Genomic DNA, 24,384 nt, shown 5'->3' with positions numbered 1-24,384 from the left:
GAAGGTGAATGTGCCAGGGAGAGTTGTTATGTCCGAGTTGATCCTGCATGCCGCCCATTTGAGTGAAGCCCATCAACTGCGCTTTAGCTATTTGTTTGAAGTCGCAGCCAAGCACTGGCGCGACAAACAGCCTTCTCAGACCGCCAAGACCGCCACTGAGTTGTGGGTGATCGACGCCCACAGCGCGCCCGACGCCATCCAGAACCGCTCCAACAGCTCCTTCGTGCTGCTGATCGCCACCGATGACCAGGCCCAGGCTGCGCGCGCGCAGTGGCCTGACCAGATCGATGCCCAACTGCCGCCCGACTACAGCGTGGGGCGCCTGACCCAGCTGCTCGAACATATCAGCGTGCAAGCGCATGGCAAACGGCTGCGTGAGACCCTCAAGACCCGCCGCCAGCACAGCATGACCCTGTCGCATGATGTGCAGGTCAAGAATGCCGATGCCGCCTTCCTCAAGGCCACCGACCTGAACCAGCCCACGCTGGTGGTGGCCGAGCCTGCACCCGAGCCCGTGCTGGAGGCGCCCGCCACAACTGCCACAGCCCCCGCTGCCGCCCTGGGCAACCTGCCCGCTCCGGGCACGCGTTTTCGCATCAAGCGCTGGACCCAGCTGACCGGCAGCATGGCAGGCCAGGCGCACCGGCAGCTGCTGGCCGCGATGATCTCCGGTGACCGCGGTCTGGACGAACTGGCCGAACGCACCCAGCTCGAGCGCGGCGAGATCCTGCGCGTGCTGCAGGTCTTGCGCGGCAAAGGCGTGCTGGTAGAGACGGCAGCACCGGCAGCTGCTGAACCGGTGGCCCTGGCCACCCTTGCACCCCCGGCAACCCACACCGCCGAGCCCGGCCCGGCAGCGGCCAAGCTGGGCCTTTTCCGACAACTGAGCCGCTGGATCCACCAGAACCGGGCCAGCGACCCGCATTGACCACCTGACGGGAGGACCGCATGTACCACCCCATCAAACGCATCGTGCTGCTGGGCCCCATGGGCATCGGCAAGACCACGGCGATCCGCAGCCTCTGCGGCAGTCTGGCCATCGAGTGCGATGTCCCCAACCTGGACAAGCAGGCTCACGCCAAAGAGACCACCACGGTGGGCCTGGATTTTGGCGAAATCAAGCTCGACGATGAGGATACCTTGCAGGTCTACGGCTGCCCCGGCCAGGAGCGCTACGACTTTGTGCGCGAATGGGCGCTGTCGCTGGCCTTTGGTGCCATCGTGATGGTCGATATCCATGAGCCCCAGGCGATGGAGCAAACCATCGATCTGATCCAGCAGTGCCATGCGGCGCCCAATATCCAGGCTGTCGTGGTGCTGATTGCCCGGCCTGCATCGGCCGCGCAGCAGGAGATGTTCACGGTGCGCCTCTCGGCCCATGCCGAATGCGCCGTGCCCGTGCTCAGCGCCGACCCGCGCAACCCCTCGCAAATGCTCGACACCCTGGACATCATCGCCGCGATGCTGCCCGACGAAGTACAGCCCCGCTAGACCGCTCCACACTGCGCTGCCGCCCATACCGCAGCGACTGCAGCGCGCTGGCGCTTGAGGTAAGCTCGGCGCCTGCTGCTAGCGCACCGGGCAGACCCCAGGCTGCAGCAGCCCACGCTCTTTCCCCTTTTTTTGACGACGCTCCCTGCCCACGGCCGGTGGCGCGCAGGCCATGAACCCACCACGCCCCGCAGACGCATCCGCCCAGCCCACACCGCAATGGATTCTGGCGGTCATGCTGGCCCTGCTGGGCATGCTGGGGCCCTTCTCGATCGACACCTACCTGCCCGCCTTTGACGGGATTGCCGCCTCGCTCCAGGCTTCGCCGCTGCAGATGCAGCAGACGCTGTCGGCCTATCTGTTTGGCTTTGCGTTCATGAACCTGTTCCACGGCGCGCTGTCGGACAGCTTTGGCCGCCGCCCCGTCGTGCTGTGGGGGCTGGCCACCTTTGCGCTGACATCGGCCGGCTGCGCACTGGCCCAGACGCCCGAGCAACTGATCGTGTTCCGCGCACTGCAAGGCTGCACCACGGGCGCGGGCATTGTGGTCTCGCGCGCGGTGGTGCGCGACCTGTTCCCCCCCGCCCAGGCCCAGCGGGTGATGAGCCAGATCACCATCTACTTTGGCATCGCGCCGGCGGTCGCGCCGATGATTGGCGGCGTCTTTATCGCCTACGCCAGCTGGCAATCGATCTTCTGGCTGCTCACCGCCATTGGCGCGCTGCTGTGGGCCTACAACTGGCGCCTGCTGCCCGAGAGCCTGCCGCCCGAGAAGCGCCAGGCCTTTGATGTGCGCAACCTGATGCGCGGCTACTGGCAGCTGTGCAGCAGCCCGCGCTTTTTGCTGCTGGCCGCCGCCAGCGGCGTGCCCTTCAACGGCATGTTCATCTATATCCTGTCGGCCCCCACCTTCCTGGGCACCCACATGCACATGCGGCCCACCCAGTTCTTCTGGTTCTTCATCTGCACCATTGGCGGCATCATGCTGGGCGCCTGGGTCAGCGGCCGGCTGGCGGGCAAGATTCCGCCCAAGCGCCAGGTACGGCATGGCTTTCTGATCATGTTCCTGACCTCCTGCATCTACCTGGCGCTGAACCTGGTGCTGCCGCCGCACCCGGCCTGGGCCTTGCTGCCACTGGGCATCTATTCATTTGGCTGGGCCTTGATGACCCCGGTGGTCACCCTGCTGGTGCTGGACCTGCACCCTGAGCGCCGGGGCCTGGCCTCTTCGCTGCAGGCGGTTGTCACCTCGGTGGCCAATGGCATCGTCGCGGGCGTGCTTGCCCCGCTGGTCATGCATTCGACGGTGGCGCTCGCCATCGCATCGATGGGTTTGATGCTGACCGGCCTGCTCAGCTGGATCTATTTTCACCACCGCTGGCCCGATATCGGCCGCCATAACGCGGTCTGAGCAATGCCTCCAACGGCGCTTCGCAGGCGCCGTCATCCACCCAGCGGCCTGAACCAGGCATAAAAAAAGAGCTTCCCGTGGGAAGCTCTTGTTCATCGTGCGATGCGCTGCTTAGCGGCTGCGCTCGGTGCGCTTGCGGTCACCACCAGCGGGGCTGTAGGGACGGCCACCGCGCTCGCCACCAAAGCGGCTGTCACCGCCTGGACGGCGCTGGGCAAAGTCACCACCACCGGCGTGGCGTGGGGCTGCACTGCGCGGGCCCCGGCTGTCAGCACCACGGCTGTCGCCACCAAAGCGGTCGGCACGGCGCTCAGGCGCACGGTCAAAGCTGCGGCCTTCGGGGCGGGGTGCGCGGTCCTGGAAGCGGTCTGCACCACGGTCCTGGACGCGATCGGCGCCGCGCTCCTGGAAACGGTCCGGGGCACGGTCCTGGAAGCGGTCGCCACCACGGTCAGCACGCGGCTCAAAGCGCGGCGCGCGGTCATCGCGCTGCTCGAAACGGGGACGGCTGTCGCCACCACGTGGGCCACCACCGAAGCCAGCGCTTTCGCCAAAACCTGGCTTGCGGCCATAGCCTTCGCCATCACGGCGGCCACCAAAACCACGGTCGGCACCAAAGCCGCCACCGCCACGGCGCTCGCCACCACGGCCAGCACCTGGACGGCCACGGTCACCACCGCGACCTGCGCCGCGAGGGCCGCCTTCGCTGCGGGCGGGGAAGCGTTGCTGCGGCTCCATGCCTGGAATCACTTCCGGCTTGAACTGCTGCTTGGTGTAGGCCTCGATATCGAACACACGGCGGCGGTCGCGGAACTCGGCGAAAGTGATCGCCAGACCCGAGCGGCCAGCACGGCCGGTACGGCCAATGCGGTGGGTGTAGTCTTCGGCCTTCATCGGCAGGCCGTAGTTGAAGACGTGGGTGATGGTGGGCACGTCGATACCGCGCGCAGCCACATCGGTGGCTACCAGGATCTGTACCTGGCCATTGCGCAGCGCCATCAGGCGGCGGTTACGCAGGCCCTGGCTCAGCGCGCCGTGCAGTGCCACCGCAGAGAAGCCTTCTTGCTGCAGGTCGTTGGCCAGGCCATCACATTCCACCTGGGTGGATGCAAAGACGATGGCCTGGTTGATCGAGGCATCACGCAGCCAGTGGTCCAGCAGCTTGCGCTTGTGCTGGGAGTTGTCGGCCCAGAACAGCACCTGCTTGATGTTGGCATGCTTTTCCTGGGGCGAATCGATGGTGATCTTCTGCACACTGGCGCCGTTGTCATGCATCACGCGCATGGCCAACTGCTGGATGCGCGGCGCGAAGGTCGCGCTGAACATCATGGTTTGCTTGCGCTGCACCGTCAGTTGGTTGACTTCGGCCAGGTCGTCCGAGAAGCCCAGGTCGAGCATGCGGTCGGCTTCGTCGACGACCAGGAACTGCACCTTGTCGAGCTTGATCTGCATCGAGCGCTGCAGGTCGAGCAGACGGCCAGGCGTTGCCACGACCAGATCGGCATTTTGCAGCTTGGCGATTTGCAGCTGGTAGGGCATGCCGCCGACGATATTGGCCACGCGCAGACCACGGCAATGGCGCACCAGCTCGATCGCGTCATGGGCCACTTGCTGGGCCAGCTCACGGGTGGGGCACAGAATCAGGGCACCCGGTTGGGCAGCCTTGAAATTGCGCGGGCTCAGCGGGTTCTTGCGCTTGGCGCGCTTGGGGGCTTGTTCGCCACGGGCCAGGGCTTCGGCCACCAGACGCTCGTGCTCGGCGCGCTCAGCGGCTTCGGCCTGGCCTTGCTGCTGGATCAAGGTGTGCAGCACCGGCAGCAGGAAGGCGGCGGTCTTGCCCGAGCCGGTCTGGCTGGAGACCATCAGGTCAGCAAAGTGCTGCGACGCTTCACCGTCGTTGATCATCGCCAGCGGGATGGCGCGCAATTGCACAGCGGTCGGTTGGGTGTAGCCCAGGTCCTTGACGGCCTGCACCAGCTCGGGCGCCAGGCCCAGCTCGACGAAGCCATTGGGCTCTTCAGGCAGCACTTCGGCTTCGGCCTCAGCCACCAGCGCGGTGCTGTCTTCTTGCAAAGCGTCTTCGGCCAGGGCCGACAGGGGAGAGGTATTGACGATATCTTGGGTAGCGTCAACAGTGTTTTGCGCAGGCGCGGCTTCGCCCTGCAGATGGAGGTCTTGCGTCATTTTGAACAATAGCAATAGGTCGGCTCCTGCGCGTTTCGCGACGCAGTTCCGTACCGTTCATGGTTTTAAATACATCAACCATCAAACGGTAACGGCCGTACAAATTGCCGCGGGCTTGTTCAAATCGGCCATGCTGCGAATCGCATGGCCTGGACGCCCAGAGAATGAAGGGAGATGTGCGTATCAACCGCCTGTTTGGCGGGGAAGCGCAAATTATCGCACATTTCGGGTTTTCCCGCATCAATGGAAGGACTTCTGTGTCCCATGCGCCACGAGCCAGCGCAGAGCCTTGGGGAAACGCAAGGACCCGGGTCACGGGGGTTGACCGGGGACATGCTTGTCCTAGGATGGGCCCGACATCATAAAAGGAGACCGCATGACCCGCTATTCACGCACCTGCACCACCATGACTGGCTTTCTCAGCGCCGCCCTGCTGGCCGCTTGCGGCGGCGGCAGCGACAGTCCAGAAGCAGCCAAGGACTCCAGCGACTGCTTCAACGCCGGCTTTTACCGCCAGGACACGCAGATCTACACCAGCCAGAGCAGCCGCTTGAATGGTGCGCCGGCCTCGACCAACCTTGTCTACCAGTGGGTGACCAGCCAGGCGGTAGAGAACGGCATCAACCATATTTACATCAGTCCCGCGCCAGACAACGGGCGCGCCAGCCTGCACTACAGCATCGAGGGCGGTGCGCTGCTCTACCACGGCTACAACGCCTTCAATATTGGCGCCACCAGCCGCCAAAGCCTGGCCCCGCCCCGCCAGTCGCTGATGGCGATGGCGCCCGGCCAGACCACCTCCCAAACCATCGTACAAACGGATAGCCTCTCGACCTCTGCCGGAGAAACAAAGACCGTGACCACGCTGGCCGAGACCCGAACCTACGAAGGCAGAGAAACCATCACCACGGCGCTCGGTACGGTGGAGGCCTGCCGCTTCCTCAGCACGGTTGCGGTCAGCCAGGAAGGCAAACCAGACGAGACCCGAGAGACGCAGGCCACCACCTGGGTGGCATCAGCGGGCCCTTATCGCGGGCTCACGCTCAAGGAGAGCGCCAGCACCCGCAAAGCCGGAAAAACCGACACCTTGGTGACGGAGACCAGCCAGGTCAACCGCTTCGACATCAAGTAGCCGCGGCTACGGGCGCCAGCTGCAGAAAATGCGTCCGGTAGTACCGTAATTCGTCGATCGACTCATGCACATCGGCCAGCGCGGTGTGCTTTTGCGCCTTCTTGAAGCCGGTGACCAGCTCGGGGCGCCAGCGCCGTGCCAGCTCCTTGAGCGTGCTCACATCGACATTGCGGTAGTGGAAGTAGGCCTCCAGATCGGGCATGTAGCGCGCCAGAAAACGGCGGTCCTGGCCAATGCTGTTGCCGCACATGGGCACCTTGGCCTTGGGCACGTAGCGTTTCATGAAGCGCAGCACCTCGGCCTGCGCAGCGGCCTCGTCGATCTGCGAGGCCTTGACCCGCTCTGTCAGGCCGCTGCGGCCATGGGTGCCGCGGTTCCAGGCATCCATCTTGGCCAGCTCCTCATCGCTTTGGTGGATCGCAATCACCGGCCCTTCGACGCGCACGCTCAGATCGGCATTGGTGACCACCAGCGCGATCTCGATCACGCGGTGCTCTTGCGGGTTCAAACCGGTCATTTCACAGTCGAGCCAGACCAGGTTCAGATCGGACTTGGCCAGCTCGGGCACGGGTGCCAGCGGCGTATCCAGGGTGTTCTTGTTTTGCATGGGGGCGATTGTCGCCTATGCCCTACACTGTCCGGTATTCGCCAACCAACACCCCCACTTGTGACTCTATCGCTGCTGTTCACCCTGCTATTCGCGATCGCACTGGCTGCCAGTGTGCTGACCAAACTCTGGCTGGCCAGCCGCCAGATGCGCCATGTGGCCGCCCACCGCGATGCGGTCCCTGCCCTCTTTGCCGACCGCATCAGCCTGGCAGCGCACCACAAGGCGGCTGACTACACGATCGCCAAGACCCGCTTTGGGCTGCTGGGGCTGGCCATCGGCACGGCTGCGCTGCTGGGCTGGACCCTGCTGGGGGGCCTGGATCTGCTCAACGCCAGTCTGCTGGAAGCGCTGGGTGGCGGCATGTGGCAGCAGCTGGCCCTGGTCGCCGCCTTTGCGCTGATCAGCGGCCTCATCGATCTGCCGGCCAGCTACTACCAGACCTTTGTGCTGGAGCAGCGTTTTGGCTTCAACAAGATGACGCCCGGCCTGTGGCTGGCCGACCTGGTCAAAGGCACGGTCATGGGCGCGCTGGTGGGCCTGCCCATGCTGGCCGTCATCCTGTGGCTGATGGGATCGGCCGGCCAGTGGTGGTGGCTCTGGGCCTGGGCCTTCTGGGTGGGCTTCAACCTGCTGCTGATGGTCATCTACCCGGCTTTCATCGCGCCGCTGTTCAACAAGTTTCAGCCACTGGAGGACGAGAGCCTCAAGGCCCGCGTGCAGGCGCTGATGCAGCGCTGCGGCTTTGCGGCCAAGGGCCTGTTTGTGATGGATGGCAGCCGCCGCAGTGCGCATGCCAATGCCTATTTCACCGGCTTTGGTGCCAGCAAGCGCGTGGTGTTTTTCGATACCTTGCTGCACAAGCTCAATGGCGACGAGGTCGAAGCGGTGCTCGCCCATGAGCTGGGCCACTTCAAGCACAGGCACATCCTCAAGCGCATGCTGGGCCTGTTTGGCCTGACTTTGCTGGGCTTTGCGCTGCTGGGCTGGCTGTCGCAGCAGGGCTGGTTCTACACCGGCCTGGGCGTGACGCCCAACCTGAACATCCCGGGCGTGCCCGGCGCCAGCCCCAACGATGCACTGGCGCTGCTGCTGTTCATGCTGGCCGTGCCGGTGTTCAGCAGCTTTGTCTCGCCGCTGATGGCGCACTCGTCGCGCAAGCACGAGTTCGAGGCCGATGCCTATGCCGTCCAGCAGACGCGCGCGGCCGATTTGCAGTCGGCCCTGCTCAAGCTCTACGAGGACAATGCCTCGACCCTGACGCCCGACCCGGTCTATGTGCGCTATTACTATTCGCACCCGCCCGCCGTAGAGCGTATCCGCCACATGCAACAATTGGCCCATGACTGAATCCCACCTGCCCCAACAAGACTGGTCCACCCAAAGCCGCCGCGCGCTGTCCGCCTCCGAGGTGGTGACCCAGCTGAGCCCACTGACCGGTTGGGTGCTGAGCGGTGATGGCGCCGAGGTGGCCATCGAGAAGACCTTCCGCTTTGCCAACTACTACGAGACCATGGCCTTTGTGAATGGGGTCGCGCTGGTGGCCCATACGCAGGACCACCATCCAGACCTGTCGGTGCACTACAACCGCTGCGTGGTGCGCTTCAACACCCATGATGTGCATGGGCTGTCGGTCACCGACTTCGAATGTGCGCGCCGCATCGAAGCCATGCTGCAGCTGGCCTGAGAGACATGGCAAAACCTGCAAGACGCGCCAGCGCGCCCAGCCAGACGGGTACGCAGACGGGCCTGGTCGTGGCCAGCTATGGCCGCCACTGTGTGGTCGAAACCCCGGACGGCGTGCGCCGCATCTGCCACCCCCGGGGCAAGAAGAGCCAGGCCGTGGTCGGCGACCAGGTGCGCTGGCTGGCCCCGCCGCCCGGCCAGGGCGAGGAAGGCACAATAGAGAAAGTGCTGGAGCGGCGCAATGTCTTCTACCGCCAGGACGACATCCGCACCAAGACCTTTGCCGCCAACCTGGACCAGCTGCTGATCCTGATCGCGGCCGAGCCGGTCTTCAGCGAGGTGCAGCTGGCACGCGCGCTGATTGCGGCAGAAGCGGCGCACATCACGCCCATCATTGCGCTCAACAAGATGGACCTGGAAGAGCCCTTTTTGCGCGCCTGGGAGCGGCTGGAGCCCTACCGCACGATGCGCGACCAGGCCGAGGACCCGCCGCACTACATGGTGCTGCCCTTTGCGCTGGAAGGCGCCGACGAGGAAGACCGTGATGCCATCTACGGCCTGCTCGAAGGCAAGACCACCTTGGTGCTCGGCCCCTCGGGCGTGGGCAAGAGCACGCTCATCAACCTGCTGATACCGGGCGCCAATGTGGCGACCAACGAGATCTCGCAGGCGCTGAACACCGGCAAGCACACGACCACCAGCACGACCCTGTACTGGGTGGACGAGGCGCGCAAGACCGCGCTGATCGACTCGCCCGGTTTCCAGGAGTTTGGCCTCTACCACATCGCGCCCACACAACTGGCCGCCTGCATGCCCGACATCGGCGCCCATGCCAAGGAGTGCAAGTTCTACAACTGCACGCATTTGCACGAGCCCGGCTGTGGCGTCATCCATGCGGTGCAAAACGGCCATGCCGAGCTGCCGATCAGCGACAACCGCTACCGCATCTACAGCGAGCTGTTTGACGAGCTCAATCTGAGCGCTTACTGAGCCTGTTACGACAGACCTCAGCCCCGGCACCACTGCTTGGGCAAGGTCTCGGCATGGCCCAGGTCCACATGGGCCTTTAGAAAGTCAAGCACTGCCCGGGTGCGCGACGGCAGGCGCTCGGGCTTGCCGAGGTAGACCGCATGGATGGGTTCCAGCACACCGGTGTTGAAGGCCTCCAGCACCACCTGCAACCGGCCCGCAGCGATATCGTGCCAGGCGTGGAACAGCGACAGCCGCGCCAGGCCCACGCCTTCGACAGCCAGGTTACGCATCACATCGCCATCGTTGACGCGCAGCAGCTCGCCAATGGCGACCTCCACATCCTGGCCCGCCAGCCGGAACGGCCAGTGCGGCACCGTGCGCTGGTAGTTCCAGCCAATGCGCACATGGCCGCCCAGCATATCGGGGTGCGTGGGCACACCATGGGCATCCAGATACGCGGGTGCTGCCACAATGACCTGGCGGGTATGGCCCAAGAGGCGGGCCACCATGTCCGAGGCGGGCAGCTTGCCCCAGCGGATCGCGATATCGGCCCGTGCCTCCATCAGGTCCACCACCTCGTCGGTAAAGCTCAGGTCCAGCACCAGGCCGGGGTACTGCTGCATCAGCCGGCCCACCAGCGGCACCAGGATGGCCTGCCCGGTCGATGAGCTGGAGTTGATGCGCACGACGCCCTTGGGCGTGCTGCGCAAAGATGCAGCCGCTTCGGCCTCCTGCAGATCGGCCAGCACGCGCTGGCCACGCTCGTAGAGCTGGCGGCCCTCGGGCGTCAGCTGCACGCGGCGCGTGCTGCGCAGCAGCAGCTGCGCGCCCAGGCGTGCCTCCATGCGCGCGACGATCTTGCTGGTGGCCGACGGCGACACACCCAGGTGGCGGGCCGCTGCCGAGAAGCTGCCGTGTTCGGCCACCTGCACAAACACCTCCAGCTCGCCGGAGCGGTTGGTCTCGAAGGTCGGGCTGGCGGGAAAAGCAGGGTTGCGCATGGTCAAAAGCGTCATAGCGCCAGATGGTGGTGGCAAATTCTGCCTTTATTTATTCCGTTTGGGAACAAATACCTTTCCACTGTTCCGGCTACACAAGAATCAGGCCGCGCTTCACAATCGCATTCCTCAGTGACGGCCATCCGGCCTTCGCCCCAACACACAAGGAATCCTCCCATGCCTGTCTCATTGCTGGCACTCGCCGCCGGTGCCTTTGGCATCGGCACCACCGAATTCATCATCATGGGCCTGCTCACCCAGGTCAGCCAGGACCTGGGCATCAGCATCCCCACGGCCGGCACCCTGATTTCCGGCTACGCCTTTGGCGTGGCCATCGGCGCGCCCGTGCTCACCCTGGCCACGCGCCACTGGCCGCGCAAATGGCTGCTGCTGGGCCTGATGCTGATCTTTATCGCGGGCAACATCGCTGCGGCCATGGCCCCCAGCTATGGCTGGCTGATGGGCGCGCGCATGCTCACCTCGCTCACCCATGGCACCTTCTTTGGCGTGGGGGCCGTCGTGGCCACCGGCCTGGTCGCCAAGGACAAGCAGGCCTCGGCCATTGCGCTGATGTTCTCGGGCCTGACGCTGGCCACCTTGCTGGGCGTGCCGGCCGGCACCTGGATCGGCCAGCATTTTGGCTGGCGCATGGCCTTTGCCGCCGTGGCCGTGATCGGCGTGGTCGCGCTGGGCATTCTGGCCGCCTTTGTGCCCAGCAAGCTCCAGCAGGCGGCGCCTGTTGCGCTGCGCGATGAGCTGTCCATCCTGGCGAGCACGCCCCTGTGGCTGGGCCTGGGCATGACAGTCTTCGGCTTTGGTGGTGTGTTTGCGCTCTACACCTATGTGGAGCCGCTGCTCTCGCAGATCACCCAGATGGGCAACACCGGCGTGGCGCTGAGCCTGCTGCTGTTTGGCGCCGGCTCGGCCGTGGGCAATATTGCCGGCGGCAAGCTGGCCGACCGGGGCGTGGTGCGCGCGCTATGGATCACCCTGGGCGCCCTGGTGGCCGTGTTGTTGGCGGGCCGCTGGGCCTTTGGCATCTCGGCTGCCGTGGCCATGGCCTATGTGACCGTGCTGGGTGTTGTCGCCTTTGCCACCGTCGCCCCCATGCAGATGCGGGTGATGCAAGGCGTGGGCAGCCAGGGTGCGACGCTGGCCTCCAGCCTGAACATTGCGGCCTTCAATCTGGGCAATGCGCTGGGTGCCTGGGTGGGCGGCAGCCTGATTGCCGGCGCAGGCCTGCTGTCGATCATCTGGGGCGCTGCAGCGCTGTCGGCCATCGGCCTGGTGCTGGTGGCAATGGGCCAGCGCCGCAGCCCTGCCGCTGCACTGCAGACGGCCTGAGCTATTACCCCAGCAGGCGCGCCAAGGTGAGAAGCGCCAAGAGCAGCATCCAGACCACGACGGAGCGCCACACCAGGCCCACCACGCTGCGCAGGTGGGCCACTTCCGGGTCACGGCCGGGGGTGGTGGCGCCATCGCCCTGGATCTGCAGGGGCGCGGCGGCATCGATATCGACGCTGCGGGCGCGCAAGGCCACCCCGCCCAGGCGGATGTCGATGGCACCGGCGGTCGCGGCCAGGATCACGCCATCGTTGTCATTGGGGAAATGCTGGGTCTGAAAGCGCCAGCCGTCGATGGCCTCTTCAAAATTGCCCACCACGGCAAAGCTCAGCGCCGTGAGCCGGGAAGGCAGCCAGTCCACGATGGTCCAGGCCTTGGCCGCAACCGTCTCGAAAGCGCCTTGCACCATGACCGCGGGCTGCACCGATGGGCGCGCAAAGCGCGAGGCGTATTCAGCCATGCGGAAAAACACCGCGCCGGCAGGCCCCAGGCCCAGTGCCGAGCCGATGGAGTAGCAGGCCAGCACGCCAAACACATGGCGGTGCGCGGCCAGCACCGAGTACTCGATCACATGGCGCACGATCTCGCGGCGCGGCAGATCATCGGCGTTGACCTGCTGCCAGTCGGCCAGGTACTGGCGCGCCTGGTCCTCATCGCCGGACTCCAGCGCATGGCGGATGCGCGTGAAATGGTGGCTGAACTGGCGAAAGCCCAAGGTCACATACAGCACCAGCACATGCCAGGCCATCGCTAGGGGCCAGCCCACCAGGGCCACCAGCAGCCAGTGCATGCCCATGGCCAGGGCCGTGGGCAGCAGTACCGCCACGCTCCAGGCCAGCCAGCCGTGGCGCTGCTCGCCGGCATCGAGGTTGCGGCTGAGCCATTGCACCCAGGCCCGCACACCGGCATAAACCGGGTTGTCGCGAGACAGGGATTTGGCCTGCTCCAGCAGCAGGGCCATCAGCGTGGCGAAAAAACTCATGGACAGTGATCATACCGGCTGTGATGTATCACACAAGCCGTTACAAACTAGGAAGCGGGTGGAAAGGCCAAAAACCGGTACAAATTGCGCAGCATGCTGGCCGTTGCCCCCCAGATAAAGCGCTGCTGGCCCGATGCGGGATCGTCATAGGGCATCGACAGCCAGCGCCGGCTGAACTCGGGTGTATCGAGCTGCTGCCAGCGGTGGTGCGCAGGGTTCATCAAGAAGGACAGCGGCACCTCGAACACCTCGTCCACCTCGCCCGGGTTGGCCTGCAGGCTAAGCGGTGGCTGCACCAGCCCGACGATGGGCGTCACCTCAAAGCCCGAGCCGGTCGCGTACTCGGGCAGGCGGCCAATGATTTCAACCCGCTCGCGCGCCAGTCCCACCTCTTCCCAGGCCTCGCGCAGCGCGGTGTCGTTGATATCACGGTCCTCCGGGTCCTGGCGGCCGCCAGGAAAGGCAATCTGCCCCGAATGGTTCGTCAGGCCGGCGCTGCGCTGGGTCAGCAGCACATGCATCTCCTGGCGCTGCACCAGTGCTACCAGCACGGCGGCCTTGGCCGGGGGCCGGTCCGTCCAGCTGCGCTCGCGGAAGATTTCCGGCTCACCGCCATGGGGATGGGCGACAAAAGCCTGGCGCAGCGAATCGGCCCGCAACAGGCGCGGAGCGACCGCCGGCAGGGCCGAGTCGATCTGCACGACCGGCGCGCGGCGCGGGTCCATGATGGACGACACCCGCGCAGCGGCGGCGGGCGGTGATGAAGGCGAGAGGGAGGAGGCGTTAGACATAGACAACAGGCAGCAAGCACGGTGGCCCATGTAAAAAAGCCGCCACAGCTTGCACTGTAGCGGCTTTCAGCACTGGGCTCTGTCGCAGCGTGATTACGCAGCTGCCACAGGTGCTGCCTTGCGTGCTGGCAGCTTTTCCTTGATACGAGCCGACTTGCCGCTGCGTTCACGCAGGTAGTACAGCTTGGCACGGCGCACATCGCCGCGGCGCTTGACTTCGATACCGGCGATCATAGGGCTGTAGGTTTGGAACGTACGTTCCACGCCTTCGCCGCTGGAGATCTTGCGCACAGTGAAGCCGCTGTTCAGACCGCGATTGCGCTTGGCAATCACCACGCCTTCGTAAGCCTGCACGCGCTTGCGCGTACCTTCAACAACGTTCACGCTCACGATAACGGTGTCGCCAGGGGCAAATTCAGGAATGGTCTTGTTCAGGCGAGCAATTTCTTCTTGCTCGAGAATCTGGATCAGGTTCATGGTTTCATCCAACGATCATACGCGCGCCATGAATTTGGCAGCCGCGCCCGGCACGGTGTGCTGGGCATCTGCGGCGTGTTGCTTCTCTCACCATTGAAAAAAGCGGCCGTGTAGAGGATCGTAAAACCGGCAATTATAGCGGTTTTGCCAAATTTACCAAATCGGCACTGGCCAGCAGCTGCTCATCCTTGCGGCTGAGCTGCTTGCGGCTGCGTGCCTGGTCCAGCAGCTCAGGGCGGTAGATGGCCGTGTTGCGCAGGCTTTGCTCGCGGCGCCAGCGCTCGATATTGGCATGGTGGCCCGACAGCAGGGCGGCGGGCACTGGCTCGCCATCCCAGACCTCGGGCCGGGTGTAGTGGGGGCAATCCAACAGACCGTCGAGCGCGGGGTTGAAGCTGTCGAACTGGTGGCTGCCCTCGTCATGCAGCACACCGGGTTGCAGGCGGGCCACGGCGTCAAGCAAGGCCATCGCGGCAATCTCGCCGCCCGAGAGCACAAAATCGCCCAGGCTCAGCTGCACATCGACATGGCGGTCAATAAAGCGCTGGTCCACGCCCTCGTAGCGGCCGCACAGCAAGATGGCACCCTGCGAATCGGACCAGCGCTGCACCTGGGCATGGTCGATACGCTCGCCAATCGGCGAGAACAGCACCAGCGGCGCGGGCTGCGCCTCGGCACGCGCTTCGCGGATGGCGGCCAGGCAGTCGGCCAGCGGCTGGGCCATCATCACCATGCCGGGGCCGCCGCCAAAGGGGCGGTCATCGACGCGGCGGTAGTTGCCTGGGGCGTAATCGCGCGGGTTCCAGCACTGCACCGCCACCTGGCCGCTGCTGTAGGCACGGCGCGTCACGCCCACCTCGACAAAGGGGCCGAACAGCTCGGGGAACAAGGTGATGATGTCAAAGCGCATAGAAATTCTCCCCGCTGGCGGCCTGCGTGTCCGGCACGATCAGTAGTCCGGCTGCCAGTCGACCGTGATGCGCTTGGTGGGCAGCGAGACCTCGTCGACAAAGGCGCCGACAAACGGAATCAGGCGCTCCTGCGTCTTGCCGTCTTCTTCGTAGTTCAGCACCAGCACGGTCTGGGGGCCCGAGGCCATCAGGTCGCTCACGGTGCCCAGCGCCACGCCTTCACGGTTGACCACGGCCAGACCCAGCAGGTCCACCCAGTAGTACTCGCCGTCATCGGTCTTGGGGAAATCGGCGCGCGAGATGAACACCCGCGCACCTTTGAGTTTTTCGGCCTGGTCGCGGTCGTCCACGCCCTGGGCCCAGCCCACCATGCCATCGCCATGGAAACGCGCTTGGCGCATCTCGAGCTGAGCAACGCCCTGGAAGTGGCGTGCGCCCTTCTCGGGCGGCTGGATGAACCACAGCTTGGATTTGAGCAGCGCCTGCGGGTCGGGGCTGAGGGCAATCACCTTGAACCAGCCCTTGACGCCCCAGGCATCGGCAATGCGCGCCACTTCAATGGCGTCATCGGGCAAGGTGGCAGGGCTTAACAACAACTCGGTAGCGGGCATGGCAGTTCAACAGGGCAATAAAAAACGGGCCGCAGTGCTCATCGCAGCAGCGGCCCGCATGCACGAATGGTACCGAAGCACCACCCGTGATGAGAGAGGCAAATTAAGCAGCCTTGGCAGCAGCTTGCTTGACCAGACGGTCCACGGTGGTGGAAGCCTGAGCACCAACGCTCTTCCAGTAAGCCACGCGGTCCAGAGCAACGCGCAGGCCTTCAACGCCTTCCTTGGCCAGTGGGTTGTAGAAACCCACGCGCTCGATGAACGAGCCGTCACGGCGCACGCGCTTGTCAGCAACGACGATGTTGTAGAACGGACGGGCCTTCGAGCCGCCGCGGGAGAGTCGAATAACGACCATAATAATCCTTCGGGTGGTTAGTTTTCTTACCACGTTTGAGACACGCAACTAGCCACCCGGCCAGCGACACGCAGTAAAGCCGCAAATTATACAAACTTATTTCAACCATGCCAAGTGTTCGTGCCAGCATCCCTCAGGATCTCCCCGCCATCACCCGCATTTATGCCCACCATGTGCTGCATGGCACGGGCAGCTTCGAGACCGAAGCCCCCAGCGAAGCAGAAATGTCCCGGCGCCGTGACGAGGTATTGTCGCGCCAGCTGCCCTACCTGGTCGCCGAGGACGCCGACGGCCAGATCCTGGGCTTTGCCTATGCGAACTGGTTCAAGGCCCGGCCGGCCTACCGCTTCTCGGCCGAGGACTCGATCTATGTGGCCGATGGGCAACATGGCCGGGGCCTGGGGCGCCTCTTGATGAACGCCTTGATCGACCACTGCGAGGCAGCTGGCGTGCGCAAGCTCATCGCCGTGATCGGGGACTCCAACAACGCCGGCTCGGTCGGTGTGCACCGCGCAGCCGGTTTTACCCAGGTGGGCGTGATGCGCTCGGTGGGCTGGAAATTTGGCCGCTGGTTGGATATCGTGATGATGGAAAAAACCCTGGGCGATGGCGACAACAGCGCCCCCACCACCTAAACACCCCCCCACCCTATGAGCCACCCCATCACCCACGCGATGCCGCGCAGCAAGAGCAAGACCCTCGCCACCTGGCTGGCCTTTCTGGGCGGGCCTTTGGGCCTGCACCGCTTCTACCTGCATGGCCTGGGTGACATGGTCGGCTGGATGCTGCCCATCCCCACAGCGCTGGGCCTGTATGGCATGGAGCGCATTGCCAGCCATGGCATTGACGACCAGGTCAGCTGGGTTCTGGTGCCGCTGCTGGGCTTTACCATTGCGGCCTGCGCACTGACGGCCATCGTCTACGGGTTGATGGCGCCCGAGAAGTGGAACGCCCGCCACAACCCCGGCCTGCCCGAGGACGCGCTGCCCGGCCGCACCCGCTGGATGACGATCTTCGGCATCGTGGCCTCGCTCTTGATCGGCACCACGATCCTGATGGCCAGCCTGGCCTACAGCTTTGAGCATTACTTCCAGTACCAGATCGAGGAAGCGCGCAAGATTTCGCAGTAAAGGGATAACTGTGCAAGGTCAGCGCGATTGCTCATTCACCTGCAGATGCGTGCGGAGAAAGCCAAACACCTGCGCCTCATAGGCCTGCGGCGCAAACTGGTGCAGATCCACATGCGCCGCGCCCGGCACCAGCCATAGCGGTTGCGGCGACTGCTGCGCCTGGCTTGCGGCCTCCGCCATCTGCCGGGTTTCAGCGGGCGGGGTGTAGCGGTCTTGCGTGCCGCCCAGTACCATCACTGGCCGGGTCCAACCGGCCAGGCGGTCGATAGGCCGCAGCTGGTGGGGATCCAGGCCCAGGCGCAGCGGCATCTGCCAGAGCAACAACGGCGTGGCAATCGGCGCCAACGGGGTCAAGGAGCCCAGCACCGCACGCACCCGGTTGTCCACGGCGGCCACCATGCTCGGGAACACGGCTTCGAGCACCACCGCATCGGGCAGCCGCGCCAGCTCCGCCATCAATAGCCCGGCGCCGCCGAGCGATGCGCCGATCACTGCCACCCTCTCCGTCGGCTGCTGCGCCTGCAACCAGGCCAGCGCAGCGGCAATGCCCAGGCCCTCCCGGGGCCCGAAGGACAGTATCTCCCCATCGCTTTGGCCATGGGCCGGCAAATCGATCAGCAGCACCCCATGGCCGCGCGCATGCAGCGCCAGCGCCCGGGGCAGCATCGCACGCCGGTCAGCGCGCACACCGTGCAGCAGCAGCACGGCACCCTGCCCGGGCGTGCCCGCTGCATACCAGCCCCGCACCATGCCTTGCGCCGTGGCGATCTCGACGGCGTTGGCACCCAGCGCCGCCGGGGGCTCAGCGATCTGCTGGCGGTAGGGCTGCGAAAGCCAGCCTGCCGCCCACCAGGCCAGCGCCAGTACCACCAGCATCAATACGGCCAGTGCAGCCGCAACCCAGGCCAGCGGATGCAGCGAAAAGATCGAAGGGGTCAGTGCGGGGTCGGTCATGCCTTGGCCAAAAATCAAAACGGCTGGCAGATCATATCCGCCAGCCGCCTTTTGGCTATCGCACTGCGACCATCAATAGAGCTGCAGGCTCACCCAGTAGGCAAAGGCCGCCACAAAGGCGCTGGCCGGGATGGTCAGCACCCAGGCCCAGACGATATTGCCGGCCACACCCCAGCGCACTGCGCTCATGCGCTGGGTCGAGCCCACGCCGACGATGGCGCCGGTGATGGTGTGCGTGGTCGAAACGGGGATACCCAGCGCAGTGGCGATGAACAAGGTCATCGCGCCACCGGTTTCGGCGCAGAAGCCGCCGACGGGCTTGAGCTTGGTGATCTTCTGGCCCATGGTCTTGACAATGCGCCAGCCACCAAACATCGTGCCCAGTCCAATGGCCGCATAGCACGAGATGATGGCCCAGGCAGGAGGATCGGCATCGTTGGGCGATGCGTAGCCGGTGGACAGCAGCAGCAGCCAGATGATGCCGATGGTCTTTTGCGCATCATTGCCGCCGTGGCCCAGGCTGTAGGCACCGGCAGAGACCAGCTGCAGACGGCGGAACCACTTGTCGACCCGGCCCGGCGTGGTGCGGCGGAACAGCCAGGCCACGATCACCATCATGATCGAGCCGAGCAAAAAGCCCAGCACCGGAGAGACAAAGATGAAGGCCACCGTCTTCCAGATGCCGCTGGCGACCAGCGCGCCCGAGCCCGCCTTCGCAATCACCGCGCCCACGATGCCGCCGATCAGCGCATGCGAGGAGCTCGACGGGATGCCGTAGTACCAGGTGATCAGGTTCCAGGCGATGGCGCCCACGAGGGCGCCAAAGATCACATGGGTGTCGACAATGCCCGGGTGAACAATGCCTTTGCCGATGGTCGCCGCCACGCTCAGGTGGAAGACAAAGATCGCGACAAAGTTGAAAAATGCCGCAAACACCACCGCTTGGGTGGGCTTGAGCACGCCAGTAGAGACAACGGTCGCAATCGAATTGGCCGCGTCATGAAACCCGTTCATGAAGTCGAACAAGATGGCCAGCGCCACCAGCACGACAATCACCCACAGGGCTGTTTGCATCGGTTCCATGGAAGTTCAGTCTCCTGCTTGCTGCAACGGATCAGGAGTTTTCCAGGATGATGCCTTCGATGTGGTTGGCCACATCCTCGCACTTGTCGGTGATGGTCTCGAGCAGCTCGTAGATGGCCTTGAGCTTGATCACCTCGCGCACATCGGGCTCCTGGCGGAACAGCTTGCTCATCGCCGAGCGCATCACGCGGTCGGCATCGCTCTCGAGGCGGTCGATCTCTTCGCAGGTCTTGATGGCCGCTTCGGTGGTCGAGGGATCGGCAATGCGGTCGAGCATCTTGACGGCATCACGCACGCGCTCGCAGCACTTGACGCTCAGGTCCGTCAGGCGGGTGATTTCTTCGGTCATGTGGCGCACATCGTAGAGCGCCATGGTCTCGGCCGAGTCCTGGATCAGGTCGGCCACATCGTCCATGGTGTTGATCAGCGAGTGGATCTGTTCACGGTCGATGGGGGTGATGAAGGTCTTGTGCAAGGTGCGGTTGACCTCGTGGGTCACGCGGTCGGCAGCGCGCTCGGCATTGTCCACGTCCTGGTTGTATTTTTCGCGCAGATGGGGGTCGTTGTAATTGGCCACCAGTTGGGAGAACGCGTGGGCCGCTTCAACGATGCGGTCGGCGTGCTGGTTGAACAGTTCGAAGAAATTGCCTTCGCGCGGCAAGAGTTTGCCAAAGAGCATGGGTGCACCTATTCGGTTTCAATGCAAAAAAGGGAAAAACCTGCGCACACCCGGCCGGAATCTGGCTTGTCAGCCCCGGCTCCCTGGCCCTGCCGCCACCCTGCAACTCCTTGAATTGCCAGCGGTGTCAGCGGTTTGCAGTGCGCAAAATCTGTCATTCACGGCGCATTGCTGCACTGCAAAATTCACCAATTTTAAATGCAATTGTCATTTCTTTGTCGCATTTGAGGCCGCGACGCCGAAAACAGCGCAGCCCGCGCCCTGCCCGCCGCGCCTGGTACAGAGGGAGAACGGCAGCGCTGGCGCTGTCTCCCAAAGCGCGCTACCTTGCGCTTGCCGCCATCGGCTCCCACCGTGTTTTTGCGGGGCGATGGCCAAATGCCTGCGCCAACCGGCAGCAATAAAAAAAGCACTGCCGGGCAGTGCTTGGGGAGTGCATGCGCGCTGCCGCTATTCACCCAGATAGGCGGCGCGCACCTTGGGGTCGGCCAGCAGCTGCTGGCCCGGGCCGGTCATCGTGATGATGCCCGACTCCATTACATAGCCCCGGTCGGCAATGGCCAGCGCGCGGCTGGCGTTCTGTTCCACCAGCACGATGGTCACGCCCATCGCATAGACATTGCGCACCACCTCGAAGATCTTGTCCACCATGATCGGCGACAGGCCCATCGATGGCTCATCGAGCAGCAGCAGCTTGGGCTGCGCCATCAGCGCGCGCGCCATCGCCAGCATCTGCTGCTCGCCGCCGGACATGGTGCCCGCCAGCTGGTCCTTGCGTTCGCGCAGGCGCGGGAAGATGTTAAACATCTTCTCGATATCGGCCTGGATGCCGGCCTTGTCCTTGCGCAGGTAGGCGCCCAGCATCAGGTTGTCGGTGATGGTCTGGCGCGTGAAGACGCCCCGCCCTTCTGGCACCATCACCAGGCCCTTGGCCACCAGGTCCCAGGCGCCCCGGCCCTTGAGGTTCTCGCCCAGAAACTCGATCTGCCCGTCATTGATGGCCTGCGTGGCCGTCACCGCCTTCATCGTCGTGGTCTTGCCCGCACCGTTGGAGCCGATCAGCGATACCAGCTCGCCCTCATGCACCTCGAAATCGACGCCCTTGACGGCCTGAATGCCCCCATAGGCCACTTTCAGCCCTCGCACCTTCAGCAGTACGGGGTTGGATGTCTTGTCAACCATGCTCAGTGTCCTCCGGTGCCCAGATAGGCCTCAATCACTTTTTCGTCTTTCTGCACCTCGGCGGGCGACCCCTCGGCCAGCCGCTTGCCGTAGTCGAGCACGGTCACCCGGTCGCACAGTCCCATCACCAGCTTCACATCATGCTCGATCAGCAAGATCGTGCGGTTGTCGTTGCGGATGCGGTCGATCAGCTCGCGCAGCTGCACCTTCTCGGTCGCATTCATGCCGGCGGCGGGCTCGTCGAGCGCAATCAGTTGCGGGTCGGTGGCCAGCGCGCGCGCAATCTCCAGGCGGCGCTGGTCGCCGTAAGACAAGGTGCGCGCCTTGTAATCGGCATAGCGCTCAATGCCCACATAGGCGAGCAGCTCGCGGGCACGCTCGGCAATGGCCCGCTCCTCGGCCTTGAAGCCCGGTGTGCGAAAGATCGCGCCCAGGAGGCCCGAATGGCTGCGCACATGGCGGCCCACCATCACGTTCTCCAGCGCCGTCATGTCGGAGAACAGACGGATGTTCTGGAACGTGCGCGCAATGCCGGCCTTGGCCACCAGGTGCACGGCCTTGGGCTCGTAGGGCTTGCCAGCGAGCTCAAAGCTGCCGCTGTCGGGCGTGTACAGGCCGGTGATCACATTGAAGAACGTGGTCTTGCCCGCACCGTTGGGGCCGATCAGGCCATAGACCTGGCCGCGCTCGATGGTCAGACCCACATCCGAGAGGGCCTGCAAGCCGCCAAAGCGCTTGGAAATACCTGCCACCTTGAGTGTAGGAGCTTGTGTGTTCGTCATGCTCGTCTCTCCTGCTCAGTCTTTCTGGATCGCGCTCTTGCCATGCTCGGGTGCCGGCCACAGGCCGCGTGGGCGCAGCAGCATCACCACGATCATCGCCACCGCAATCAAGAGCTGGCGCAGGATGGAGGCATCCAGACGGCCATCGGTCATCTGCTGCAGCGGGCCGGCCACATAGCGCAGCACCTCAGGCAGCGCCGACAGCAGCACGGCACCCAGAATCACACCGGGGATATGGCCCAGGCCGCCGAGCACCACCATGGCGACGATCATGATCGACTCCATCAGGCTGAAGGACTCGGGCGAGACAAAACCCTGGAAGCCGGCAAACATCGCGCCGGACACGCCACCGAACGTGGCACCCATGCCAAAGGCCATCAGCTTGAGGTTGCGGGTGTTGATGCCCATGGCCTTGGCGGCAATCTCGTCCTCGCGGATGGCCATCCAGGCGCGGCCGATGCGCGAGTCCTGCAGGCGGTAGCAGATCACCACACTGGCCACGACCAGCAGCAGGAACAGGTAGTAGTACAAGGTGACCGACGAGACCGTGTAGCTGCCGATCTCCAGCGGCTTGGCAAAGTCAAAGCCAAAGATCTTGATCGAGTCGATCTGGCCCAGGCCCTTGGGCCCATTGGTGATGTTGACGGGCTGGTCCAGGTTCAGCATGAAGATGCGGATGATCTCGCCAAAACCCAGGGTCACGATGGCCAGGTAGTCCCCGCGCAGCTTGAGCACCGGAAAGCCCAAGATCATCCCCGCTATCGCCGCCAGCAACGCGGCCAGCGGTATCACCAGCCAGATGGAGGTGTGCAGGCCATTGGGGAACATGGCCTTGAAGCCTTCAAAGGTCTCGGCCAGGTGGGGCGAGGCCATCAGGCCCAGCATATAGGCGCCCACCGCGTAGAAGGCCACATAGCCCAGGTCCAGCAGGCCGGCAAAGCCCACGACGATGTTCAGGCCCAGGGCCAGCAGGACATAGAGCAGTGCCAGGTCGGCAATGCGCACCCAGGCGTTGCCAAAGGACTGCAGGATCAGCGGCAATACCAGCAGCGCAATCGCGCCCACAATGAACTGTGCTTTGTTGTTCTTCATGCTGTTCCCCTTAAGCCCGATCGGCCACCCGCTCACCCAGCAGACCCGAGGGGCGCAGCGTCAGCACGATGATCAGCACGATGAACGAGAAGATATCGACATACTGGCTGCCCAGCACGCCTCCGGTGAGCTGGCCGATGTAGCCCGCGCCAATGGCTTCGACCAGGCCCAGGATCATCGCACCCACCACGGCGCCGGCCAGGTTGCCGATACCGCCAAACACCGCCGCAATAAAGGCCTTGAGGCCAGGCAAAAAGCCCATGGTGTGCTGCGCCGTGCCGTAGTTCGAGGCCCAGAGCACGCCGGCGATCGCCGCCAGCACCGCACCGATCACAAAGGTGGCCGAGATCACCATGTCGGGCTTGATGCCCATCAGCGCCGCCACGCGGGGGTTCTCTGCCGTGGCCCGCATCGCGCGGCCCAGGCGAGTGTAGTTCACCAGGTACATCAATACCGCCAGCACCACGGCCGTCACGCCCAGCACCAGGATCTGGGTCGGCGTGATCACCGCACCGGCCAGGTCAAAGGGCTCCATCGGCAGCAAGGTTGGATAGGGCTTGTAGTTGGGCTTCCAGATGATCATCGCCAGCGTCTGCAGCAGGATAGACATGCCGATCGCGGTGATCAGCGGCGCCAGGCGCGGGCTGTTGCGCAGCGGCCGGTAGGCCAGCTTCTCGATGGTGAAATTGAGCACCGCCGCCACCACACAGGCAATGAGCGTCGCTATCAGCAAGATGACCCAGCCCGGCGTTCCCGGCATGGCCTCCTGCATCACGCCGATGATGCTCCAGCTGGTCAGCACCCCGATCATCAGCACTTCGCCGTGCGCGAAGTTAATCAATTGAATAATGCCGTACACCATGGTGTAGCCCAAGGCTATCAAAGCGTACATGCTGCCCAATACCAGACCATTAATGATCTGCTGCAGCAAAATATCCATACAACCAACCCTTCAGCTTGGAACCACAACAGCGAAAACTGCATGAAACGGGGGTCTCCCGCGATGCAGCCGCCTCTAACCGCGATAACAGTTTTATGCGGATCGAAACAATTCTATAGACGCGCCCTCAGTTTTTCGGCGACTAGCCCGCTAGCGCTTTCCCTAGTGACCCATGCGCAAACTGCATGAATACAGGTGAGACCGCAGCGACCACCTAGGGAATTTACTAGGTATCGATTCAACGAATCGCCACACACTTTTTACAATTGATGCCGCAAACACAATAATCAAATAAGTGGCTGCGTCTCGCGGCTGGGACACTGGTGTAAATACCTATATCGGCTTTAAGTTGCATAAACAACCAAATACACAGGCTGGCGAACAGGCATAAAAAAACGCGGCCTGGGCCGCGTTCTAGGAAGAGGTCGATCCGCGTTTAGAGCTTGCCCGCCATCTCGGGCACAGCCTCAAACAGGTCGGCCACCAGGCCGTAGTCGGCCACGCTGAAGATCGGCGCTTCTTCGTCCTTGTTGATCGCCACGATCACCTTGGAGTCCTTCATGCCGGCCAGATGCTGGATCGCGCCCGAG

At 64.1% G+C, this 24,384-nt stretch carries 26 protein-coding genes and 1 pseudogene; 10 read left to right on the top strand and 17 right to left on the bottom strand.

Annotated features, from left to right (window positions below; translation table 11 throughout):
• Positions 1-28 precede the first annotated feature (28 nt).
• From DCO45_RS20345 to DCO45_RS20335, 3 genes are all read left to right on the top strand, one after another.
• Positions 29-928 (top strand): hypothetical protein, encoded by a 900-nt coding sequence (locus tag DCO45_RS20345; RefSeq protein ID WP_116927518.1) that lies wholly within the window; start codon positions 29-31, stop codon positions 926-928.
• A gap of 20 nt (positions 929-948) precedes the next feature.
• On the top strand, positions 949-1,491 hold the full coding sequence (locus tag DCO45_RS20340; RefSeq protein WP_243419432.1) for an ATP/GTP-binding protein: 543 nt from the start codon (positions 949-951) through the stop codon (positions 1,489-1,491).
• 172 nt (positions 1,492-1,663) lie between these two features.
• Positions 1,664-2,902: a multidrug effflux MFS transporter gene (locus DCO45_RS20335; protein ID WP_116927517.1), complete on the top strand. Its 1,239-nt coding sequence runs from the start codon at positions 1,664-1,666 to the stop codon at positions 2,900-2,902.
• Positions 2,903-3,013: 111 nt separating this feature from the next.
• Here the strand turns inward: DCO45_RS20335 and DCO45_RS20330 are convergent, their stop codons facing one another.
• Positions 3,014-5,086 carry a DEAD/DEAH box helicase gene (locus DCO45_RS20330; RefSeq protein WP_116927562.1) on the bottom strand — a complete coding sequence of 691 codons (2,073 nt, stop codon included), beginning with the start codon at positions 5,084-5,086 and terminating at the stop codon, positions 3,014-3,016.
• 376 nt (positions 5,087-5,462) lie between these two features.
• Between DCO45_RS20330 and DCO45_RS20325 the strand changes: the two genes are divergently transcribed.
• Positions 5,463-6,218 carry a hypothetical protein gene (locus DCO45_RS20325; RefSeq protein ID WP_116927516.1) on the top strand — a complete coding sequence of 252 codons (756 nt, stop codon included), beginning with the start codon at positions 5,463-5,465 and terminating at the stop codon, positions 6,216-6,218.
• Here DCO45_RS20325 and orn read toward each other — a convergent pair.
• Positions 6,211-6,825, bottom strand: coding sequence for an oligoribonuclease (gene orn, locus DCO45_RS20320; protein WP_116927515.1), 615 nt, complete (start codon positions 6,823-6,825; stop codon positions 6,211-6,213). The genes DCO45_RS20325 and orn overlap by 8 nt on opposite strands.
• Positions 6,826-6,861: 36 nt before the next feature.
• On the opposite strand from orn, the gene DCO45_RS20315 reads away from it, so the two are divergent.
• The 3 genes from DCO45_RS20315 to rsgA are packed head-to-tail and all read left to right on the top strand — an operon-like array spanning position 6,862 to position 9,501.
• Positions 6,862-8,175 carry a M48 family metallopeptidase gene (locus tag DCO45_RS20315; protein ID WP_116927561.1) on the top strand — a complete coding sequence of 438 codons (1,314 nt, stop codon included), beginning with the start codon at positions 6,862-6,864 and terminating at the stop codon, positions 8,173-8,175.
• Positions 8,168-8,512, top strand: a complete 345-nt coding sequence (locus DCO45_RS20310) for a 4a-hydroxytetrahydrobiopterin dehydratase (protein WP_021027931.1) — start codon at positions 8,168-8,170, stop codon at positions 8,510-8,512. Before DCO45_RS20315 ends, DCO45_RS20310 begins: the two co-directional genes overlap by 8 nt.
• 5 nt (positions 8,513-8,517) lie before the next feature.
• Complete coding sequence (gene rsgA, locus DCO45_RS20305; protein WP_021027930.1) at positions 8,518-9,501, top strand: ribosome small subunit-dependent GTPase A; 984 nt, start codon at positions 8,518-8,520, stop codon at positions 9,499-9,501.
• Between the two features lie 17 nt (positions 9,502-9,518).
• On the opposite strand, the gene DCO45_RS20300 is transcribed toward rsgA, so the two are convergent.
• Complete coding sequence (locus DCO45_RS20300) at positions 9,519-10,484, bottom strand: LysR family transcriptional regulator (protein WP_116927514.1); 966 nt, start codon at positions 10,482-10,484, stop codon at positions 9,519-9,521.
• A 174-nt stretch (positions 10,485-10,658) separates the two neighbouring features.
• Here DCO45_RS20300 and DCO45_RS20295 point away from each other — a divergent pair, with 174 nt between their 5' ends.
• On the top strand, positions 10,659-11,825 hold the full coding sequence (locus DCO45_RS20295) for an MFS transporter (RefSeq protein WP_116927513.1): 1,167 nt from the start codon (positions 10,659-10,661) through the stop codon (positions 11,823-11,825).
• A 4-nt stretch (positions 11,826-11,829) separates the two neighbouring features.
• Here DCO45_RS20295 and DCO45_RS20290 read toward each other — a convergent pair whose 3' ends face one another.
• From DCO45_RS20290 to rpsP, 6 genes are all read right to left on the bottom strand, one after another.
• Complete coding sequence (locus DCO45_RS20290; RefSeq protein ID WP_116927512.1) at positions 11,830-12,807, bottom strand: CobD/CbiB family protein; 978 nt, start codon at positions 12,805-12,807, stop codon at positions 11,830-11,832.
• A gap of 47 nt (positions 12,808-12,854) precedes the next feature.
• Positions 12,855-13,598, bottom strand: a complete 744-nt coding sequence (locus DCO45_RS20285) for a CoA pyrophosphatase (protein ID WP_116927511.1) — start codon at positions 13,596-13,598, stop codon at positions 12,855-12,857.
• Between the two features lie 93 nt (positions 13,599-13,691).
• The gene (gene rplS, locus DCO45_RS20280) at positions 13,692-14,075 is read right to left on the bottom strand and encodes a 50S ribosomal protein L19 (RefSeq protein ID WP_027011119.1); all 384 of its coding nucleotides are present in this window, start codon (positions 14,073-14,075) and stop codon (positions 13,692-13,694) included.
• Between the two features lie 133 nt (positions 14,076-14,208).
• Positions 14,209-14,985, bottom strand: a complete 777-nt coding sequence (gene trmD, locus DCO45_RS20275; protein ID WP_116927510.1) for a tRNA (guanosine(37)-N1)-methyltransferase TrmD — start codon at positions 14,983-14,985, stop codon at positions 14,209-14,211.
• A 39-nt stretch (positions 14,986-15,024) separates the two neighbouring features.
• Positions 15,025-15,597, bottom strand: coding sequence for a ribosome maturation factor RimM (gene rimM, locus DCO45_RS20270; protein ID WP_116927509.1), 573 nt, complete (start codon positions 15,595-15,597; stop codon positions 15,025-15,027).
• A gap of 103 nt (positions 15,598-15,700) precedes the next feature.
• The gene (gene rpsP / locus DCO45_RS20265) at positions 15,701-15,952 is read right to left on the bottom strand and encodes a 30S ribosomal protein S16 (protein WP_116927508.1); all 252 of its coding nucleotides are present in this window, start codon (positions 15,950-15,952) and stop codon (positions 15,701-15,703) included.
• A 107-nt stretch (positions 15,953-16,059) separates the two neighbouring features.
• Here rpsP and DCO45_RS20260 point away from each other — a divergent pair, with 107 nt between their 5' ends.
• Together DCO45_RS20260 and DCO45_RS20255 are read left to right on the top strand one after the other, a co-directional pair.
• Positions 16,060-16,587, top strand: coding sequence for a GNAT family N-acetyltransferase (locus DCO45_RS20260; protein WP_116927507.1), 528 nt, complete (start codon positions 16,060-16,062; stop codon positions 16,585-16,587).
• 15 nt (positions 16,588-16,602) lie between these two features.
• Entirely contained in the window at positions 16,603-17,082 is a 480-nt protein-coding gene (locus DCO45_RS20255) for a TM2 domain-containing protein (protein ID WP_232539424.1), read from the top strand.
• An 18-nt stretch (positions 17,083-17,100) separates the two neighbouring features.
• On the opposite strand, the gene DCO45_RS20250 is transcribed toward DCO45_RS20255, so the two are convergent.
• From DCO45_RS20250 to DCO45_RS20215, 8 genes and pseudogenes are all read right to left on the bottom strand, one after another.
• A complete protein-coding gene (locus tag DCO45_RS20250; RefSeq protein WP_116927559.1) occupies positions 17,101-18,036 on the bottom strand; it encodes an alpha/beta hydrolase in 936 nt (311 codons plus the stop codon).
• A 72-nt stretch (positions 18,037-18,108) separates the two neighbouring features.
• Positions 18,109-19,119, bottom strand: a complete 1,011-nt coding sequence (locus tag DCO45_RS20245; protein WP_116927506.1) for an inorganic phosphate transporter — start codon at positions 19,117-19,119, stop codon at positions 18,109-18,111.
• A 31-nt stretch (positions 19,120-19,150) separates the two neighbouring features.
• Positions 19,151-19,798: a DUF47 domain-containing protein gene (locus tag DCO45_RS20240; protein WP_116927505.1), complete on the bottom strand. Its 648-nt coding sequence runs from the start codon at positions 19,796-19,798 to the stop codon at positions 19,151-19,153.
• A gap of 450 nt (positions 19,799-20,248) precedes the next feature.
• Positions 20,249-20,980: an ABC transporter ATP-binding protein gene (locus DCO45_RS20235; RefSeq protein ID WP_116927504.1), complete on the bottom strand. Its 732-nt coding sequence runs from the start codon at positions 20,978-20,980 to the stop codon at positions 20,249-20,251.
• A 2-nt stretch (positions 20,981-20,982) separates the two neighbouring features.
• Complete coding sequence (locus DCO45_RS20230) at positions 20,983-21,762, bottom strand: ABC transporter ATP-binding protein (protein ID WP_116927503.1); 780 nt, start codon at positions 21,760-21,762, stop codon at positions 20,983-20,985.
• 15 nt (positions 21,763-21,777) lie between these two features.
• On the bottom strand, positions 21,778-22,854 hold the full coding sequence (locus tag DCO45_RS20225) for an ABC transporter ATP-binding protein (RefSeq protein WP_021027914.1): 1,077 nt from the start codon (positions 22,852-22,854) through the stop codon (positions 21,778-21,780).
• A 10-nt stretch (positions 22,855-22,864) separates the two neighbouring features.
• Positions 22,865-23,794 carry a branched-chain amino acid ABC transporter permease gene (locus DCO45_RS20220; protein WP_021027913.1) on the bottom strand — a complete coding sequence of 310 codons (930 nt, stop codon included), beginning with the start codon at positions 23,792-23,794 and terminating at the stop codon, positions 22,865-22,867.
• Positions 23,795-24,230: 436 nt separating this feature from the next.
• Positions 24,231-24,384, bottom strand: a pseudogene (locus DCO45_RS20215) (electron transfer flavoprotein subunit alpha/FixB family protein); the annotation flags it as partial.

Source organism: Comamonas sp. JNW (assembly GCF_003105075.1).
In the GTDB taxonomy this organism is placed as follows: domain Bacteria; phylum Pseudomonadota; class Gammaproteobacteria; order Burkholderiales; family Burkholderiaceae_C; genus Comamonas; species Comamonas squillarum.
This window is presented reverse-complemented; position numbering and strand designations above follow the sequence as displayed.